This window comes from Diaphorobacter ruginosibacter (assembly GCF_014395975.1).
Lineage (GTDB): Bacteria > Pseudomonadota > Gammaproteobacteria > Burkholderiales > Burkholderiaceae_C > Diaphorobacter_A > Diaphorobacter_A ruginosibacter.
Genome location: NZ_CP060714.1, coordinates 666,025 through 683,617 on the forward strand (window position 1 = coordinate 666,025; position 17,593 = coordinate 683,617).

Annotated in this window: 16 protein-coding genes and 1 riboswitch; of the genes, 10 read left to right on the top strand and 6 right to left on the bottom strand. The window is 64.7% G+C overall.

Annotated elements, in window-relative coordinates:
* Positions 1-45: 45 nt before the first annotated feature.
* Together H9K76_RS03155 and cobG are read right to left on the bottom strand one after the other, a co-directional pair.
* Entirely contained in the window at positions 46-675 is a 630-nt protein-coding gene (locus H9K76_RS03155) for a precorrin-8X methylmutase (RefSeq protein WP_187598135.1), read from the bottom strand.
* Positions 675-1,958: a precorrin-3B synthase gene (gene cobG, locus H9K76_RS03160; protein WP_187598136.1), complete on the bottom strand. Its 1,284-nt coding sequence runs from the start codon at positions 1,956-1,958 to the stop codon at positions 675-677. The genes H9K76_RS03155 and cobG overlap by 1 nt, the downstream gene beginning before the upstream one ends.
* A gap of 83 nt (positions 1,959-2,041) precedes the next feature.
* Here cobG and H9K76_RS03165 point away from each other — a divergent pair, with 83 nt between their 5' ends.
* The 5 genes from H9K76_RS03165 to H9K76_RS23645 all read left to right on the top strand — a co-directional run bounded on the left by H9K76_RS03165 (position 2,042) and on the right by H9K76_RS23645 (position 7,532).
* Positions 2,042-2,752, top strand: a complete 711-nt coding sequence (locus H9K76_RS03165) for a response regulator (RefSeq protein WP_187598137.1) — start codon at positions 2,042-2,044, stop codon at positions 2,750-2,752.
* A 26-nt stretch (positions 2,753-2,778) separates the two neighbouring features.
* Positions 2,779-2,860: riboswitch (S-adenosyl-L-homocysteine riboswitch) on the top strand.
* A gap of 76 nt (positions 2,861-2,936) precedes the next feature.
* Entirely contained in the window at positions 2,937-4,355 is a 1,419-nt protein-coding gene (gene ahcY / locus H9K76_RS03170) for an adenosylhomocysteinase (RefSeq protein ID WP_187598138.1), read from the top strand.
* A gap of 76 nt (positions 4,356-4,431) precedes the next feature.
* Entirely contained in the window at positions 4,432-5,430 is a 999-nt protein-coding gene (locus tag H9K76_RS03175; protein ID WP_187598139.1) for a TlyA family RNA methyltransferase, read from the top strand.
* Positions 5,431-5,433: 3 nt separating this feature from the next.
* The gene (gene metF, locus H9K76_RS03180; protein ID WP_187598140.1) at positions 5,434-6,279 is read left to right on the top strand and encodes a methylenetetrahydrofolate reductase [NAD(P)H]; all 846 of its coding nucleotides are present in this window, start codon (positions 5,434-5,436) and stop codon (positions 6,277-6,279) included.
* Positions 6,280-6,569: 290 nt separating this feature from the next.
* Positions 6,570-7,532 carry a septal ring lytic transglycosylase RlpA family protein gene (locus H9K76_RS23645; RefSeq protein WP_425489670.1) on the top strand — a complete coding sequence of 321 codons (963 nt, stop codon included), beginning with the start codon at positions 6,570-6,572 and terminating at the stop codon, positions 7,530-7,532.
* Positions 7,533-7,598: 66 nt separating this feature from the next.
* Here H9K76_RS23645 and H9K76_RS03190 read toward each other — a convergent pair whose 3' ends face one another.
* Positions 7,599-8,477, bottom strand: coding sequence for a 23S rRNA (adenine(2030)-N(6))-methyltransferase RlmJ (locus H9K76_RS03190; RefSeq protein ID WP_187598141.1), 879 nt, complete (start codon positions 8,475-8,477; stop codon positions 7,599-7,601).
* A 213-nt stretch (positions 8,478-8,690) separates the two neighbouring features.
* On the opposite strand from H9K76_RS03190, the gene H9K76_RS03195 reads away from it, so the two are divergent.
* From H9K76_RS03195 to erpA, 4 genes are all read left to right on the top strand, one after another.
* A complete protein-coding gene (locus H9K76_RS03195) occupies positions 8,691-10,688 on the top strand; it encodes a serine/threonine protein kinase (RefSeq protein WP_187598142.1) in 1,998 nt (665 codons plus the stop codon).
* Between the two features lie 274 nt (positions 10,689-10,962).
* Positions 10,963-11,394 (top strand): 50S ribosomal protein L13, encoded by a 432-nt coding sequence (gene rplM / locus H9K76_RS03200; protein ID WP_187598143.1) that lies wholly within the window; start codon positions 10,963-10,965, stop codon positions 11,392-11,394.
* A gap of 10 nt (positions 11,395-11,404) precedes the next feature.
* Positions 11,405-11,797 carry a 30S ribosomal protein S9 gene (gene rpsI, locus H9K76_RS03205; protein WP_187598144.1) on the top strand — a complete coding sequence of 131 codons (393 nt, stop codon included), beginning with the start codon at positions 11,405-11,407 and terminating at the stop codon, positions 11,795-11,797.
* A gap of 249 nt (positions 11,798-12,046) precedes the next feature.
* On the top strand, positions 12,047-12,418 hold the full coding sequence (gene erpA, locus H9K76_RS03210) for an iron-sulfur cluster insertion protein ErpA (protein WP_187598145.1): 372 nt from the start codon (positions 12,047-12,049) through the stop codon (positions 12,416-12,418).
* Positions 12,419-12,518: 100 nt separating this feature from the next.
* Here erpA and H9K76_RS03215 read toward each other — a convergent pair whose 3' ends face one another.
* On the bottom strand, positions 12,519-13,658 hold the full coding sequence (locus H9K76_RS03215; protein ID WP_187598146.1) for an anhydro-N-acetylmuramic acid kinase: 1,140 nt from the start codon (positions 13,656-13,658) through the stop codon (positions 12,519-12,521).
* 72 nt (positions 13,659-13,730) lie between these two features.
* The gene (locus tag H9K76_RS03220) at positions 13,731-15,113 is read right to left on the bottom strand and encodes a M23 family metallopeptidase (protein ID WP_187598147.1); all 1,383 of its coding nucleotides are present in this window, start codon (positions 15,111-15,113) and stop codon (positions 13,731-13,733) included.
* Between the two features lie 194 nt (positions 15,114-15,307).
* On the opposite strand from H9K76_RS03220, the gene tyrS reads away from it, so the two are divergent.
* On the top strand, positions 15,308-16,543 hold the full coding sequence (gene tyrS / locus H9K76_RS03225) for a tyrosine--tRNA ligase (RefSeq protein WP_187598148.1): 1,236 nt from the start codon (positions 15,308-15,310) through the stop codon (positions 16,541-16,543).
* A gap of 9 nt (positions 16,544-16,552) precedes the next feature.
* Here tyrS and H9K76_RS03230 read toward each other — a convergent pair whose 3' ends face one another.
* The gene (locus tag H9K76_RS03230) at positions 16,553-17,569 is read right to left on the bottom strand and encodes a LysR substrate-binding domain-containing protein (RefSeq protein ID WP_187598149.1); all 1,017 of its coding nucleotides are present in this window, start codon (positions 17,567-17,569) and stop codon (positions 16,553-16,555) included.
* Between the last annotated feature and the right edge of the window lie 24 nt (positions 17,570-17,593).

Genomic DNA, 17,593 nt, shown 5'->3' on the forward strand with positions numbered 1-17,593 from the left:
CGGTCCCAGGCCCACACAGACAATGCCGGGGGGACGGCCTGCGCTTCATTCCGCATGGCTGGCCAGGGCGTTGATGGCGGCCACGGTGATGGCGGACCCGCCCAGTCGACCACGCACGATCATCGAGGGCGCGGGCAGATCCTGCATCAGCGCCTCCTTGGATTCGGCGGCGCCGATGAAACCCACGGGGCAGCCGACGATGGCGGCCGGGCGCGGGCACGAAGGATCTTTCAGCATGTTCAGCAAATGGAACAGGGCCGTCGGCGCATTGCCGATGGCAACCACGGCGCCTGCCAGATGCGGGCGCCACAGTTCGAGGGCGGCGGCGCTGCGCGTGGTGTTCAGTTGCCGGGAGAGTTCCGCCACGTCGTCTTCATGCAGCGTGCAGATCACCGGATTGCCCGCGGGCAGGCGCGAGCGCGTGATGCCCTCGCTGACCATGCGCACATCGCAGAGCACGGGCGCGCCCGCCTCGAGTGCGCGCCGGCCGGCTTCGACCACACCGGCCGAGAACTGCACGTGTGCAGCAAGTTCCACCATGCCGGCGGCGTGGATCATGCGCACCACCACGCGTTCTTCACCGGGGGTGAAGCGCTGCAGGTCGGCCTCGCGGCGGATGGTGGCGAAGGATTGCCGATAGATCTCGGCGCCATTGGTTTCGTAGGTATGAACCATCAGTTTTCTTCAAACAACAGCCCGGGATTGTCGCGCAGTGCGCGCTCGTCCCAGGCGGCTTCGGCGACTCCTCGCGCCGAGCCGTTGCTGATCACTTCAAAGATAGGGGACGTGCCGCTTCCCTGTCCCTGCGCGCGCAGCGTGATGGTGGCGGCCTGCTGGCGCGCGCATCCCTTGGCGCAGCCGGAGACGTGAAGATGCGCGTGCGGGGGAACCTGCCCGGCCAGGTGGAGTGCCAGCGATTGGGTGGGGCCCAGCGCCTGGCTGCATCCCGGCGCACCGGTACAGGCCGAGACACGCAGCCGCGCGTCCGCGGGGGAACTGATCCAGTGCCGGGCATCCCACAATCCCGCCGATTCAGCGGCCTGCGGAGTGATGGATTCAGCCAGCAGCATGCGCCACGGCGTTACGCGCAGTGCATTCGGCTGTTCATGGGCGAGCCGGGCCAGCGCTGGCGCGCTCACGCGGCCCAGCGGCGCACCGATCAGCAAGCCGAGGCCCGGCACCCAGCCTGGCGCAGGAATTTCTCCGGCCCCCCCGGGCATCGGTACCCACCGCACCCCCGCCGGCACAGCCAGCGCCGGCCATTCACGGTGTGCGGCGTGCCAGCCACGCAGCAGCGTGGACAAACGCCCGGGATGCTCGCCCCGCTCGCGCCGTGCCAACGCCTGGGTGGCGCACCAGCGGGCCAGCGCGAGTGCGCTCGCCGTGGCGTGCGCCCGATGCGGGGCTGCCAATGCCCTGTCATGGCCTTCGGGATGGATGAGCCAGGTCGATGCCTCCGTGCGCACCAGGCGCACGTCGGCGGCAACCTGCGCCAGTCCGGCATGACGTCCCGACGAGATGGAAAATCCGAACTTGGCGGGAAGGGCATCCAGGTTTTCCGTGCGGACCAGGGCCTCCTGCAGAGCGTGTGCCAACTTCCACACCTGGTCATCCGCATGCCAGAGCGGGTCGACGATCAGATTGCGCAGGCGCTCCTGGCGCGCATCTGCGTCCAGCAAGCCCGAATCGGCGAGGGCCTGCAGCACGGTGGGATGTTGGCTCGGGCTCACGCCACGCAGCTGAACGTTGGCGCGGCTGGTCAACTCCAGCAGGCCGGTGCCGAACCGCTCCGCCAGATCCGCGAGCAGCAGTGCCTGCTTCGCGCTCAGCCGGCCCAGCCTTGGGCGCACGCGCACCACCAGCCCGTCACCCGAAGCCATGGGCTGCCAGGCGCCGGGGCACCAGCCCTGGATCAACGGGGGCGGGGTGGATGTGGGAGAGGATGTGTCTTTGGGCATGGCGGCGGCAAGGCCGCTACTTTATCGTGTCCATTACTGCTCCGGGCTCTGGGACCCGCCTTGCTTTTGTCAGAATCATGCCCATGACCAACGCCGCGCCTCGCATCCTGCTGATCGAAGATGATCCCAATATCCGTCGCTTCCTGCGGCTGGCCATGGAAGACGAGGGCTGGCAGGTGTTCGAGGCCGACTCTGCGCGGCGCGGCCTGATCGAGGCCGCCAGCCGCCAACCCGATGCGCTGGTGCTCGACCTGGGGCTGCCGGACGCCGACGGAAAGACCGTGATCACGGAGCTGCGCACCTGGTCCGGCGCGCCCGTTCTCGTGCTTTCCGCACGCGACCGCGAGGAGGAGAAGGTCGCGGCGCTTGATGCCGGAGCCGACGACTACCTGACCAAGCCCTTCGGGGTCCCCGAACTGCTGGCACGCATGCGTGTGCTGTTGCGAAGGCGCCAGCAGATGGTCGCCGGCGAAGCGGCGCAGGGCAGCCGTGTGCACTTCGGACAGGTGAAGGTCGATCTGGCCACGCACGAGGTGCTGCGCGCGGGGGAGGTCGTGCACCTGACGCCCATCGAATTTCGCCTGCTCACCGCACTGATTGCAGGGCAGGGCAGGGTGCTGACGCACCGCCAGTTGCTGCTGCAGGTGTGGGGGCCGGAGCACCTCGATCGCGCGCATTACCTGAGGGTGCACATGGCCAATCTGCGCCAGAAGATCGAGGCCGACCCCGCGCGGCCCGAACACCTGATCACGGAGCTGCAGGTGGGATACCGCCTTGTGGGTTTGATGCACTGATCCGGCGGCTCCCGGTATAATCCGCGTTTTCCGAGGAGCGTTGCAGCGTCCCCCAGTGAGCGGGACGTGAGGCTCGGATCAACACTTTGGCAACGACGCTCACCCACGCTTTCTGTGCGGTGAGATGCAATCTTTTGCTCCCCCAGAACGTGGTTTTTGCAAATTCTCGTACGGAGAGAAAACCATGGACACCAAGACTCAAGACCGCGCCATTGCGGACATTTCGCTGGCCGACTGGGGCCGCAAGGAAATCAGGATCGCCGAGACAGAGATGCCCGGCCTGATGGCGATCCGCGAGGAATTCGCCAAGGCGCAGCCGCTCAAGGGCGCGCGCATCACCGGCTCGCTGCACATGACCATCCAGACAGCCGTGCTGATCGAGACGCTCAAGGCCCTGGGCGCCGACGTGCGCTGGGCTTCGTGCAACATCTTCTCCACACAGGACCATGCCGCCGCCGCGATCGCCGCAACGGGCACGCCGGTGTTTGCGATCAAGGGCGAGTCGCTGGAAGACTACTGGGACTACACCCACAGCATCTTTGAATTCGGCCCTGCCAACACCGAAGGCGAAGGCCCGAACATGATCCTGGACGATGGCGGCGACGCCACCATGCTCATGCACCTGGGCAAGAAGGCCGAGAAGGACCAGTCCGTGCTGGCCAACCCGACAAGCGAGGAAGAGCGCATCGTGTTCGCCGCCATCAAGGCCAAGCTCGCGCAGGACCCCACCTGGTACAGCCGCAAGAGCGCCAAGATCATGGGCGTGACCGAGGAGACCACCACCGGCGTGCACCGCCTGAACGAGATGTCCGCCAAGGGCACGCTGCTGTTCCGCGCGATCAACGTGAACGACTCGGTGACCAAGTCCAAGTTCGACAACCTCTACGGCTGCCGCGAATCCCTGGTGGACGGCATCAAGCGCGCCACCGACGTGATGATTGCCGGCAAGGTGGCCTGCGTGGCCGGCTACGGTGACGTGGGCAAGGGCTCGGCCCAGGCGCTGCGTGCGCTGTCCGCGCAGGTGTGGGTGACCGAGATCGACCCGATCAACGCCCTGCAGGCCGCCATGGAAGGCTACCGTGTCGTGACGATGGAATATGCAGCCGACAAGGCCGACATCTTCGTGACCACCACTGGCAACAAGGACATCATCCGCCACGAGCACATGGTGGCGATGAAGGACCAGGCCATCGTCTGCAACATCGGCCACTTCGACAACGAGATCGACGTCGCTTCGATCGAGAAGTACCAGTGGGAAGAAGTGAAGCCGCAGGTCGACCAGATCACCTTCCCCGACGGCAAGAAGATCACGCTGCTGGCCAAGGGCCGTCTGGTGAACCTGGGCTGTGCCACGGGCCACCCGAGCTTCGTGATGTCGTCCTCGTTCGCGAACCAGACCATCGCCCAGATCGAGCTGTTCACCAAGCCTGACGCCTACGAAGTGGGCAAGGTCTACGTGCTGCCGAAGATCCTGGACGAGAAGGTCGCCCGCCTGCACCTGAAGAAGGTGGGCGCGATGCTGACCGAGCTGACGGATTCGCAGGCTGCGTACATCGGCGTGGACAAGGCAGGTCCTTACAAGCCGGACACCTACCGCTACTAAACGGATGAACGCCCTCTCCTCCTCGTTGGAGGAGAGGGTACGTCAGCCGTCGTGAGAGAGTTTTTTGGGAGGCGCAATGCGCGCAGACGTTTATTTGGTTGAGAAGGGCCATGCCACCACGCGGTCGCAGGCTCAGCGCTTGATTGGCGCAGGCGTACAGTGGCGTCTGGCTCCGGGGCTGCCATGGCAGAAGGTGGCCAAGAATGGCGATGACATTCCGGAGATGGCCGAAGTGCAGTTGCTTGATGCTGCCGAGGCCAGGTACATCTCGCGCGGCGGTCTCAAGCTGGAGGGCGCATTGGCAGCCACGGGCTTCAAGGTAGCAGGCCTGCGCTGTCTCGACGTGGGGCAGAGCACCGGCGGATTCACCGACTGCATGCTGCAGCAGGAGGCGGCCCAGGTCATCGGCGTCGATGTGGGGCACGCCCAGTTGCACGAGAAGCTGCGCAGCGATCCTCGCGTGGTGTGCGTGGAAGGCATGAACGCGCGTTCGGTCACTCCCGAATCGTTGCGCGATGCCTGCGAGGAAGCGCTCAGCGAAGTCGTCGAGGACGAGGAAGACAACGAGACGCAGCCCTCGGCGCCCTATGCGTGGATGCGCAACGGCGGCATGGTCGATGACGACTATGACGACAGCGACGATGCGAAGGAACAGGACATCGAGGACTTCAAGGCCGAGCGCGCCGCGAAGGCCAAGGCGAAGGTCGACGGCTCGATGCCCGTGCAGCGCAGGCGCAGGGACGGCACGGAAAACGTCGACATCACGCCCGTGTTCGACTTCGTCACCGGCGATGTGTCCTTCATCTCGCTCACACTGATCCTGCCCGCGCTCGTGCCGCTCATGAAGGCCGACGCCCGGCTGCTCATGCTGGTCAAGCCGCAGTTCGAACTGCAGCCGGGCCAGGTAGGCAAGGGCGGCATCGTGCGTGACAAGGCACTGTATGCAGAGGTCGAGCAGCGCATCCGTGAATGCTGCCAGTCGGTCGGGCTGGTGGTCGAACAATGGCTGGACTCGCCCATTGACGGCGGCGACGGCAACCACGAGTTTTTTGTTTTTGCGAAGAGAGGGAAGTGAACCATGAGCCAGACCAGCAACACCGTCTTTCCGGTCAGCTTCGAGTTCTTTCCCACCAAGACGCCCGAGGGCGCGCAGAAGCTGCGCGGCGTGCGTGCCCAGCTGTATGAGCGCAAGCCCGAGTTCTGCTCGGTGACCTATGGCGCGGGTGGTTCCACGCAGGAGGGGACGTTCAACGCGGTGAAGGAAATCCTCTCCGAGGGCGTGGATGCCGCATCGCATTTCTCCTGCATCGGTGCCACGCGCGAGAGCGTGCGCACGCAGCTTGCCCAGCTCAAGGAGATGGGCGTGCGCCGCCTGGTGGCGCTGCGCGGGGATCTGCCCAGCGGCTACGGCATTGGCGGCGAGTTCCATTACGCGAGCGACCTGGTCGCGTTCATCCGCGAGGAGATGGGCGACTACTTCCACATCGAGGTGGCTGCCTATCCGGAGATCCACCCGCAGGCGCGATCCGCGGAAGCCGACCTGAAGGCCTTCGCCACGAAGGTGAAGGCGGGGGCGAACTCCGCCATCACGCAGTACTTCTTCAATGCGGATGCATATTTCCGTTTCGTGGACGATACGCGCCGGCTCGGTGTGGATGTGCCTGTCGTGCCGGGCATCATGCCGATCATGGGAGCGTCGCAGCTCATGCGCTTCTCCGATGCCTGTGGCGCGGAGATCCCGCGCTGGATCCGCCTGCGCCTGCAGGGGTTTGGGGACGATGTCGAGAGCATCCGTGCATTTGGTCTCGATGTGATCACGGCCCTGTGCGAGCAATTGCGCAAGGGCGGCGTACCCAGCCTGCATTTCTACACAATGAACCAGAGCGCAGCGACGCTCGAGATCTGCAAGCGCCTGGGCATTTGAGCCGGAATACGGTGCGTCGCGACCCCGGCTCCGCGGGCCTGTGCATACGGGGCGGCTCTGCAAGCAAATGGCAAGAGCAGCCTCGATTTGTAACCAGTGACCGGATGAACCACCAAGGCGGTTCGCAGCGTTTGCACAAGGGAAACAGCGGCCCGGGGAACCTCGGGCGTTGGGCGGGGCTCAATGCCGTGATGCATGTAAAGTTAGACCGCGTGCCGGGACTCGTCGTATGCTTGCGGATCAGGACGCCCACCCACCGCATTTCTTCCATCCACTTCCGGGCGATGTGAATGAGCCGCCCAGACTGGAAAACACTTCCGCTGCGTTTCGCAGCCGCCCTTCAACACCGCACCGACAGGCTTCTCAAGGCTGGCGGCTGTGTGGTCGTGGGGATGGTGCTTGGAGGGTGTTCGGTGCCACCGGTGCAGGATGGCGCCAAGCAGGCAGACAGCGGTGTCAATGGCGGCAACGGCATCGCCACCGCGGAGCAGGCCTCGTCAACAGTGACCTTGCGGCCACGTTGGCCCGAGCGGCTGACGCGCCTTGAGCCCGCAGCGATCGCCGTCAACAAAAGCAGTGTGACGCCCTATCCGGGCGAGCCCGAAAGCGGGGATGGCGTGACGGCCTATGGCGCCGGGCTGAGGCCTCCTGCGGATCTGTCGCGGCGCGGAGGTGCTGACGATGGCGATGAGGATGAGGACGACGACGAGGATTCGTTCGGCGGCGTGCTCGTCGACAAGGGGCTTGCCTCCTGGTATGGCGGTCAGTTCCATGGCCGGCTCACGGCCAGTGGCGAGCGCTTCGACCGTGGCGACATGACGGCCGCACACCGCACCTTGCCTTTCGGCTCGAAGGTCTGCGTGCGCAATATCTCCACCGGCAAGACCGTGCTGGTGCGTATCAATGACCGGGGCCCCTTTGCGCCGGGGCGGGTGATCGACCTGAGTCAGGCCGCCGCGCGGGAACTGGGTATCCAGGGCCTGGGCATCAAGCCGGTGGAGCTGTGGAAGCTGGACTCCAGGAGCGAGAGCTGCCCGGATGAATTCCTGAGCGCGAATTCCAATAGGAATTCCAATGGGTCTGCGGACAGGACCGCTGTCCCCGTCGATGCCGTCGCGGAGGTCGGCACCCGCGGGGCACCTTCCAAGGCACGAGGCCGGCAGGCCGGGGCCAGGAAACCATCTGCCCACACGAGCAAGGCAGCCAAGTCTCCGGCACCAGCGCGGACGAACGCCAAGGCCAAGAAGCGGTAGGTCTGGCCGGGCGCTCGGCCTGCAGTGATTCCCTGATCGACCGATCGACCCGTCGGCAAATCAGAATCAGCCGCCCGATTCGAGCGAGTGCGATGCGTTGCGGTCCTGGGCCAGCAGTTGCGCCATCTGGGGCAATGCCTTCTGCAGTGCACCTTTCAGCGTGAACGGGGGATTGATCAGGAACATGCCGCTTGCCGGCAGTCCGGGGCGCTTGCCATCGGTGGCCGTGATGCTCATCTTGCTCGACTTCACCGTCAGCGTGGCGTGCAGCCAGGACTTCCCTGCCTTCGTTGCGAGGGCCTTCAGCCTGCGCGGCATGTCATGTGCCTCGGGGCGCGGAATGATGGGATACCAGACCGCGTAGACCCCCGTGGGAAAGCGCTTGAGCGAGTCGCCGACCATGTCGAGCACGCGGCCGTAGTCCGACTTGAGTTCATAGCTGGGGTCGCACAGCAGCAGCGCGCGCTTGGAGGGCGGCGGCAGGAACTTCTTCACTCCCTCGAAGCCATCCTCCTGCAGCACCACGACCTGTCTTCCGGCCTCGAGCTGGGCCACGTTGGCCTTGAGCGTGCGTGTGTCGGTAGGGTGCAGCTCGAACAGCTTGAGCCGGTCCTGCTCGCGCAGCAGGCGCTGTGAAATGAAGGGCGAGCCGGGGTAGACCTTGTGCGAGCTGCCGGCATTGAACGAAGCCACCAGGTCGACGTATTCCTGCAGTGCGGGCTCCAGCGCCTCGGCATCGAACAGGCGCTGAACGCCATCCACCGCCTCGCCGCCGACTTCCGAGAACTCGCTGTCCAGCCGATACAGGCCTGCACCGGCGTGCGTGTCGAACACGGTCAGGGCGGTGTCTTTCTGCGTGAGATGCTGCAGGGTGGCGATCTGCACGGTGTGCTTGAGCACATCGGCGTGATTGCCTGCGTGGAATGCGTGTCGGTAACTGAACATGCGCGCAGTGTACGTCTCGCGGGCTGTCTCGGACCTTGGTAAATAAAAAATCCGTCGAAATCGTTTCGGGGCCAGTTCGTTGCAAAATGTGCGTTTATTCACAAGAATGCCGAAAAATCGCTTCTGACAGGCCTAGCCTGTCCCGAGCCAGTCGCCATTCTTTCGCGCTTTCCGCCTTTCCATCGTCTGATGCACCGCTGCCGCTGATCCTCTATGTCCGAAGTTCCCGCTTCCCGTCCCCCCGGAAATGTCGATCACGTCGACGCTCTCCCCGTTGGCGCACGGCTGGGCGAGTTCGAAATCGTCGGATTGCTGGGAGTGGGCGGCTTCGGCATGGTCTACCAGGCGTTCGACCACTCGCTGCTGCGCTTCGTTGCCATCAAGGAATACATGCCGGCGTCGCTGGCGGGGCGCGCACAGGGGCGGACCATCTGGGTGCGTTCGTCGGCGGACGAGCCCGCCTTCCAGGCAGGGCTGGCCTCGTTCGTGGAGGAGGCGCGGCTGCTCGCGCAGTTCGATCACTCCTCGCTGGTGAAGGTGTTCCGCTTCTGGGAGGCCAATCACACGGCCTACATGGTCATGCCCCTGTACGCGGGCATGACGCTCAAGCAGGCGCGCGCCAACATGCGCACGCCACCGCCGGAGGAATGGCTGCGCAAGGTCATCTGGTCGGTCTGCAGCGCCCTGAGGGTGCTGCATGACGGCAAGACGCTGCACCGCGACATTTCGCCGGACAACATCTTCCTCCAGGACAACGGGCCGCCGGTGCTGCTCGATCTGGGGGCGGCCCGCTTTGCCATCGGAGACCGCGACCGCAAGCACACGGCCGTGCTGAAGGTGAACTATGCGCCCATAGAGCAGTATGCCGACGCGGATGGCGAGCTCAAGCCCGGGCCCTGGAGCGACATCTATTCGCTGGCTGCCGTGATCTATGGCTGCATCTGCAACGACATGCCGCTGCCGTCCACGCTGCGTTCCATCCGGGACCGCATGGTGCCGTTTGCGCGCGTGGCCCGGACGGTGCGCAAGCAGTTCGGTGTCGAATACTCCACGCCGTTCGTCGAGACCATCAGCAAGGCGCTATCGCTGCAGCCACGCGACCGGCATTGGACCGTCGACGATTTTCTCGCGCAGATGGGCATGACGACGGCACCGGCGAACCTCGACAAGTTCGATTTCAAGGCGGAGCTGGGCGACACCTGGGTCGATGAGGCACCGCAGGCAGCAGCATCGGTGTTGCTGGACATGGGCGAAGGCACCGACCTGGCGCCCGCCGCCAGGAAGGCCGTCCACAACACCGACATGGTGCCGACGGTGCTTCACCTGCCCGGCACGCCGCCGCCACTGCCCGTGGAGAGCGATGGGCGTGGAGCCGGCACTGCCGAGGACTTCCAGGACACGGTCGTGCGCGGCATGGATTTCGAGGACTCGCGCGACGAGCCCTATGAGGCCCACATTGCTGCGGCCGCAACGGCGGCGGGCAATGCTGCGGCACCTGCTTCTGCAGGCACGGGGGCGGCCGGCCAGAGGAAGCCTTCGTCGCCGAGGCAGGCCTCGGCATCGCCGTCGCGGTCGCGGTCGGGCAGGCCGTCGTCCTCGGGAAGGACAAGGAATGGCGATGGTCGTCCCAAGGCGGGCGGCGGTCCCCGGCGTGCGCTGTTGGCTTCCGCAGCCGCGGCGCTGGTGCTGGTGGCCGGGTCGGTCGCATGGTTCGTGTCGACCTCGTCCGCCACGAGGGCCGCGCCGGAGACGGTGCAACAGGCCTTTGTCCCTACGCCGGACGAGGAGATCGTGACGGAAATGGCCGAGGCGAATCCGGGATCACAGGCCGCATCGGCGGATCTACTGTTGGTGGCAGACCACGTTGCATCCGCTGCTGCCTCGGCGGCCGCGCCGGTGCCTGCCGTCAAGGAACCAAGGAAGCGTGCCGAGGCTCCGCGCAAGGTGGTGGAGGTGCAGGCGGCGCGCGAAGAGGTGCCTGTGCCGCAGCCGGCCCCGGTGGCCGTGCCGGCGCCCCAGCCGGCATCGCAGCCGCCCGTGGTCAAGCGCGCGAGCCCCGAGGAGAGCTGTGCCGATGCAGGCTTCCTCGCGAAGCCCATGTGCATTCACAACGAATGCCAGAAGCCGGGCATGGCCGGCCATCCGATCTGTGTGGAAAACAAGCGACGCAGGGACGAGGAAAGACGCCAGCGCCAGATGTATTCCCAGTGACGTGTTCCTGGGGACTCTCTTCCCGCAAATGGTCGGCACGCGAAACTGTACGCTGCGGGGGCGAAATGGCGGCTTGCGGCAGGCGACCTGGATTTTGTATAATCCCAAGTCTTTGCAGCGATTCATGGGTCCCGCGGCAATAGCGCCATCCAGGCACGCACCAGTCCTCTGGTGCCGGCACCGGATGGTGAACCCCACCTAAGAGGCTTCCAACAGAGTTGCACCGACCGTGGAAAAGGACCTGCAAACCCTCTCTCATCGAAAAGAGAAACTCATGACTACTACTTTCAGCGCAAAGCCCGCTGAGGTCGTGCACGAGTGGTTTGTGATTGACGCCACCGATAAGGTGCTCGGACGGGTAGCCAGCGAAGTTGCCCTCCGTCTGCGCGGCAAGCACAAGGCCATTTACACGCCTCACGTTGACACTGGTGACTACATCGTCATCATCAACGCATCCAAGCTCAAGGTTACCGGCACCAAGTCGCTCGACAAGGTGTACTACCGTCACTCGGGCTTCCCCGGCGGCATCACTGCCACCAACTTCCGTGACCTGCAAGCCAAGCATCCTGGCCGCGCACTCGAGAAGGCCGTCAAGGGCATGCTGCCCAAGGGTCCCCTCGGCTACGCCATGATCAAGAAGCTCAAGGTGTATGGCGGCGACGAGCATCCGCACACCGCGCAGCAGCCCAAAGTGCTGGAAATCTAAGGAGCCTTGAATGATTGGTGAATGGAACAATGGCACCGGCCGTCGCAAGTCCAGCGTCGCCCGCGTGTTTCTGAAGAAGGGTTCCGGCAAGATCACTGTGAATGGCAAAGACATTCAGCAGTTCTTCGGCCGTCAAACCTCCATCATGATCGCCAAGCAGCCGCTGGTGCTCACCGACAATGTCGAAACCTTCGACATTCTGGTGAACGTGCACGGCGGCGGTGAATCCGGCCAGGCCGGTGCCACCCGCCACGGCATCACCCGCGCCCTGATCGACTATGACGCAAGTCTGAAGCCGGTCCTGAGCCAGGCAGGCTTCGTGACCCGTGATGCTCGTGAAGTCGAGCGTAAGAAGGTCGGTCTGCACTCTGCTCGCCGCGCAAAGCAGTTCTCCAAGCGTTAAATTGCTTGTGGGTTGCTGGGCTTTGTCCAGCAGCTGCTCACAAAAAACCGCCCTCGTGGCGGTTTTTTGTTGCCTGCTCTTTTTGAAGGCTTTGATGAAGCGCTGCTATACATTGTGGGACGGCTGGCCTGCGGCGTGGTCTTTTCTTATTCCCACAACGCTTTTGGCGTCAAAACCCATATCCGATGCATTTGGTCGTGCATTGCAGTAGCATCACCGTTATATATCTCCATACAGGGGTCTCATTCCATGAGCGCAGTTGCAGAAAACATCACCTCCACGACCGAAATGCCCGCACCGATCATCTTCACCGACAGCGCTGCTGCCAAGGTGGCGGATCTGATCGCCGAAGAGGGCAACCCGGATCTGAAGCTTCGCGTGTTCGTCCAGGGTGGCGGCTGCTCGGGCTTCCAGTATGGTTTCACGTTCGATGAAATCACCAACGAAGACGACACCACCATGACCAAGAATGGCGTGTCGCTGCTGATCGATGCGATGAGCTACCAGTACCTGCTGGGCGCTGAAATCGACTACAAGGAAGACCTGCAGGGTGCGCAGTTCGTGATCAAGAATCCGAATGCCACGACGACCTGCGGCTGCGGTTCCAGCTTCTCGGTGTAAGGCTGATAGCGCACCTTCCGCACCTCTCGCGCTTTTCTCCAGTGACAAAGCCGCCTCTCGAGGCGGCTTTGTGCTTTCTTGCTCGGGGGCGGTGTTGTGTTCAGGCGGGGTGAATCGCGCCCAGGATGCGCGGCCCGGCCGCACCGGTCACCGATGCGAGGTTGCCCGGAAGCCCCAGCAGGCACTGCCTTGCAAGCCACGCAAAGGCAGCGGCCTCGACCTGCTGCGGGTCGATCCCGTGCGACTGCGAGGACTCCACCTGCACGCCGGGCAGGTGCGCGGCGATCCGCCCCATCAGGAAGTGGTTGAGGGCGCCGCCGCCGCACACGATCAGCGTTTTGGCGTCGGCGGCATGGCGCTTCACGTCGTTTGCGCAGGCCAGGGCGGTGAGTTCGGCCAGCGTGGCCTGCACGTCCTTCGCCTGGATCGGCGCATCCGGCTGCAGCGCCAAGTGTTGCTCCAGCCATGAGGGGTTGAACAGGTCGCGTCCCGTGCTCTTGGGGGGCTGGAGGTCGAGGAAGGGCTCCCGCAGCATGGCGGCCAGCAGGCGGACGTCGATGCTGCCCTGGGCGGCCCAGGCGCCGCCGGCGTCATACCATTGGCCGGTATGGCGGTGGCACCAGTAGTCCATCAGGGCATTGGCCGGGCCGCAATCGAAGCCGAGCACACCGCCATCTGCGCGCAGCACGCTCAGGTTGGCGATGCCGCCCAGGTTGAGCACAGCGACAGTGCGATCGTCTCTGCCGAACACGCCCCGGTGGAATGCGGGGACGAGCGGTGCTCCCTGTCCCCCGGCGGCCAGGTCGCGCGTGCGGAAGTCGGCCACCACGCTCACGCCAGAGAGCTCTGCGAGCAGCGCGGGGTTGTTCAACTGGATGGTATAGCCCGTGGCGTCGAACTCATGCGGGCGGTGCCGCACGGTCTGGCCGTGCGCGCCGATGGCGGCAATGTCCGCTGCGGCCATGCCGCCCTGCGTGAGCAGGCTGCGAACCACGTCGGCATACACATGCGCCAGTGCATTGGCGGCCAGCGCGGAACGGTGGAGTTCATTGTCGCCTGCGGTGTTGAGCGCCAGCAGTTCGGCCCGCAGTTCGTCTGCAAAGGGCCTGGATGCGTGCTGGAGCAACTGGAGCTGGCCGTCGGCTGCAAACGCGACGAGCACACCATCCACGCCGTCCAGCGAGGTGCCGGACATCAGGCCGATGAAATGGCGGTGGGCGCCGCTGCTGGGAAGGGACATGTGGCTCCTTGGGTCGAAGCGCACACGATAGCAGGAAAACCGTACGGCCCGGGAGGCGCTTATTTGGCGCGCTTATTCGGCCTGGGTCGTCGACAGCATGGCGGCCGAGGACAGCTGCACGCGCATGTTCTCCGCCAGTTGCTGGAAGGCAGGGCGTGCCGCCTTGGAGATGGGGCGCGAGGCATTGCTTGCCAGTGCGTTGGCCATCGGATCGCGCTGCTCGCCGTTCACGCGCAACTCGTAGTGCAGGTGAGGGCCGGTCGCCCAGCCGGTCGAGCCCACGGCACCGATCTTCTGGCCCTGTTCGACCGATTGGCCCTGTTTCACGTCGATGCGGCTCAGGTGGGCGTAGACGGTTTCCTGGTTGGCGGCATGCTTGATGTAAATCACATTGCCATAGCCGTTCTGGACACCGGCAAAGCTCACCACGCCGTCGCTGACGGTACGCACCGTGGTCCCGGTCGGGGCGGCCAGATCGGTACCGTTGTGGGCGCGCCAGGTCTTCAGGATGGGGTGCATGCGCATCGAGAACGCGCTGCTGATGCGGGTGAATTCGACGGGCGATGTGAGGAAGGCGCGCTGCATGCTTTCGCCGGCCAGCGTGTAGTACGAGCCCTTGCTGGAGCCGGCTTCCTGGAACCAGATGGCGTCGAAAGTCTTGCCCTTGTTGTTGAATTCGGCGCTCAGCAGGCGGCCCGCGCGCAGCGGTTCGCCGTCAGCTTCCAGGGTCTCGTAGACCACCGAGAAGCGATCATCCTTGCGCAGGGAGCGATGGAAGTCGATGTTGCTCGAGAACACATCGGCCAGTTGCACCGCGACGGAGTCGGGAATGTTGGAGGCGTCGGTCGCGGCGAACAGCGAATTGCGGATGACGCCGCCGGCAAGGCGGCTTCCCACGGTCAGGGGGGCCGATTCGATGGCCGCGGTGAAGCTGCCGTTGCCTGTGTTCTTGACGACGAGGCGCTTGAAATAGCCGCTTTCGTCGGGTGCCCAGCGCGCGGTGAGCAGCGTGAGGCGGTGGTCGTCGGTGGTTTCGGCGGTCACGGAACGGCCGGCGCGGCCCAGCAGGTTCTGGCGCACCAGGTCGTTGGAGCGCAGGAAGGCGGCAGCCGCCGGATCGGCCACACCCATGCGCTGCAGCAGGCTTTCGGCGCTGTCGCTGCCGCGGGTGGTATCGGATCGGTAGAGCGAGAAGCTGGGCATGTCCACCAGGGCGGACAGCGGCTTGTCTTCGGCCAGCGACGCGACCGATTGCGTGACGGTGCGCGTGGGCAGGTCTGCGGGATCGGGACCCAGGTTGGCCACGGCGAATGCGCCGCCGCCGCCGGTCATGAGAACAGCCGCGACGGCGGCTGCAATGCGTTTTGGATGGTTCTGGGCTAGTTCGTACAGGCGCTCAGCCAATAGCGAATAGGCGGCGGTGAAACCTTGCGTCAAAAGTCGTACCCCTGGCATGGCGTATACCTGTGCCCAGACCAGTACTTGTGACTTTCAACAAGAAGGGGGCTGCGGGCAGATATCGCAGTATTCTGGTGCGCAGTTATAGGGATGTAGGCGAACGCCGATTCGCGAGCCTACTAAAATCCTACACCGCATCGAAGCCGTGAAGTATACCGACCAAGGCTTGGCAGACACCCAGAAAAACCCTTATGAATCATTCAGCTGTTAAAACACACCCGGTGACCGACGGTGTAAGACGAGCGCTCGAAATCTCCCTGCGCGGCGTTGATGAACTCCTGCCCCAGGAGGACTGGACGCAGAAGCTGGCGCGTTCGGAAGCGACCGGGGTGCCTCTGCGCATCAAGCTGGGCCTGGACCCGACCGCGCCCGACATCCACATCGGCCATACCGTGGTGCTCAACAAGATGCGCCAGCTGCAGGACCTGGGCCATACGGTGATCTTCCTGATCGGCGACTTCACGACCCTCATTGGCGATCCTTCCGGCCGCAACAGCACGCGTCCGCCGCTGACCGCCGAGCAGATCAAGGTCAATGCGGAGACCTATCGCGAGCAGGCCTACAAGGTGCTCGACCCCTCGAAGACCGAGCTGCGCTACAACAGCGAATGGTGCGACAAGCTGGGCGCGCGCGGCATGATCGAGCTGTCGGCCAAGTACACGGTGGCCCGCATGATGGAGCGCAACGATTTCCATCAGCGTTTCAATGACGGCAGCTCGATCAGCCTGCATGAGTTCCTCTATCCGCTGCTGCAGGGCTACGACTCGGTGGCACTTCAATCCGACCTGGAGCTGGGCGGCACCGACCAGAAGTTCAACCTGCTCATGGGGCGCCATCTGCAGATGGAATATGGCCAGGAGCCGCAGTGCGTGCTCACCATGCCGTTGCTGGTGGGACTGGACGGCGTCAACAAGATGTCCAAGTCCAAGAACAACTACATCGGCATCACCGAGGACGCCAACACCATGTTCGCCAAGGTGCTGTCGATTTCGGACGACCTGATGTGGGACTGGTTCACCTTGTTGTCCTTCATGAGCCTGCCCGAAATCGCCGCGCTCAAGCTGGAGATCGAAGGCGGCCGCAACCCCAAGGATGCGAAGGTGCTGCTGGCCAAGGAGATCACCGCGCGCTTCCATAGCGCGGCGGCGGCGGAAGCGGCGGAGCAGGATTTCATCAATCGTTCCAAGGGCGGCATTCCGGACGACATTCCCGAGGTGCAGCTCTCCGGCGCGCCCGTGGGCATCGGCGCACTGCTCAAGCAGGCCAATCTCGCGCCATCGAGCAGCGAGGCCAATCGCCTGATCGAAGGCGGCGGCGTTCGCATCGACGGCACGGTGATCAGCGACAAGGGCCTGAAGATCGAGGCAGGCACCTTCGTCCTGCAGGTGGGCAAGCGCAAGTTCGCACGCGTGACGCTGTCCGCCTGACCATCCTCTCTATGGCAGGTCGTCCCGCGTGTCGGGATCGGGCACCTCACCGATGGCCTCGCGGGTGAGTCGGGCCTGCAATTGGAGCCAGGCCCGGAAGGCCTGGACCTCCGGACGCTGGGCGCTGCGGGGCCCGATGAGCAGCCAGTAGGCGAGTGGCGAGTCGAGGCGGTGGCCCGGAAGCACCTCCACCAGGTCGCCCGCGGCCAGGCTGTCGGCAATCAGCGGCATCCGGGCGAGCGAGAGTCCCTGGCCGGCAAGCGTGGACTGCGCGATCTGCTGGGCATAGTTGAAATACAGCCAGCGCTGGGGCTGCAGGCGCGAGATGCCGTTCACTTCAAACCAGCGCCGCCACGTGATCCACTCGAAATAGGCGAGGCGGTGCGCATCACCCGCCTCAATCAGCGTGAAGTTCGCCACATCGGCCGGCGTGGTCACTGGCGGGCGGCTCTGCAGCAGCCAGGGGCTGCCGACCACGCACAGTTGCTCGCCGAACAGGCGTATCGCGCCCGCCGGCTGCGTGCCGGGTACAGCGGAGCGCAGCGCCAGATCGACATCGGACGTGTCCATGTCGACCATGGTGTCGGTGGCGTCGATGCGGATGTCGATGTCGGGATAGCTGCGCTGGAAGTCCTCGAGCCGGGGAATCAGCCACATCGATGCGAAGCTTGCCCAGGTAGTGATGGCCACGTTCTTGCGTCCTGCCGACTGCCGCACCATGCGCACGGTGGCGTCGAGGCGTTCGAGTGCTGGCGTCAGTGTCTGGAACAGCTGGCCGCCGGCAGTGGTGAGTTCCACCGCGCGCGTGTGGCGCAGAAAGAGCGGAACGCCCACCTCGTCTTCCAGCGCCTGGATCTGGCGGCTCACCGCGGACTGGGTGAGCGACAGGTCGTCCGCGGCCGCGCGGAAATTGAGATGCCGCGCCACCGCCAGGAACGCGCGCCAATTGCCCACGGAAACCGGACGGGTGCGCAGGTGGACCATGGGTGGAGGCGTCGGCGGCAGGGGCGGGGGGCTTTGCTTCATGGTGCGGGACAACGGATATGGCGG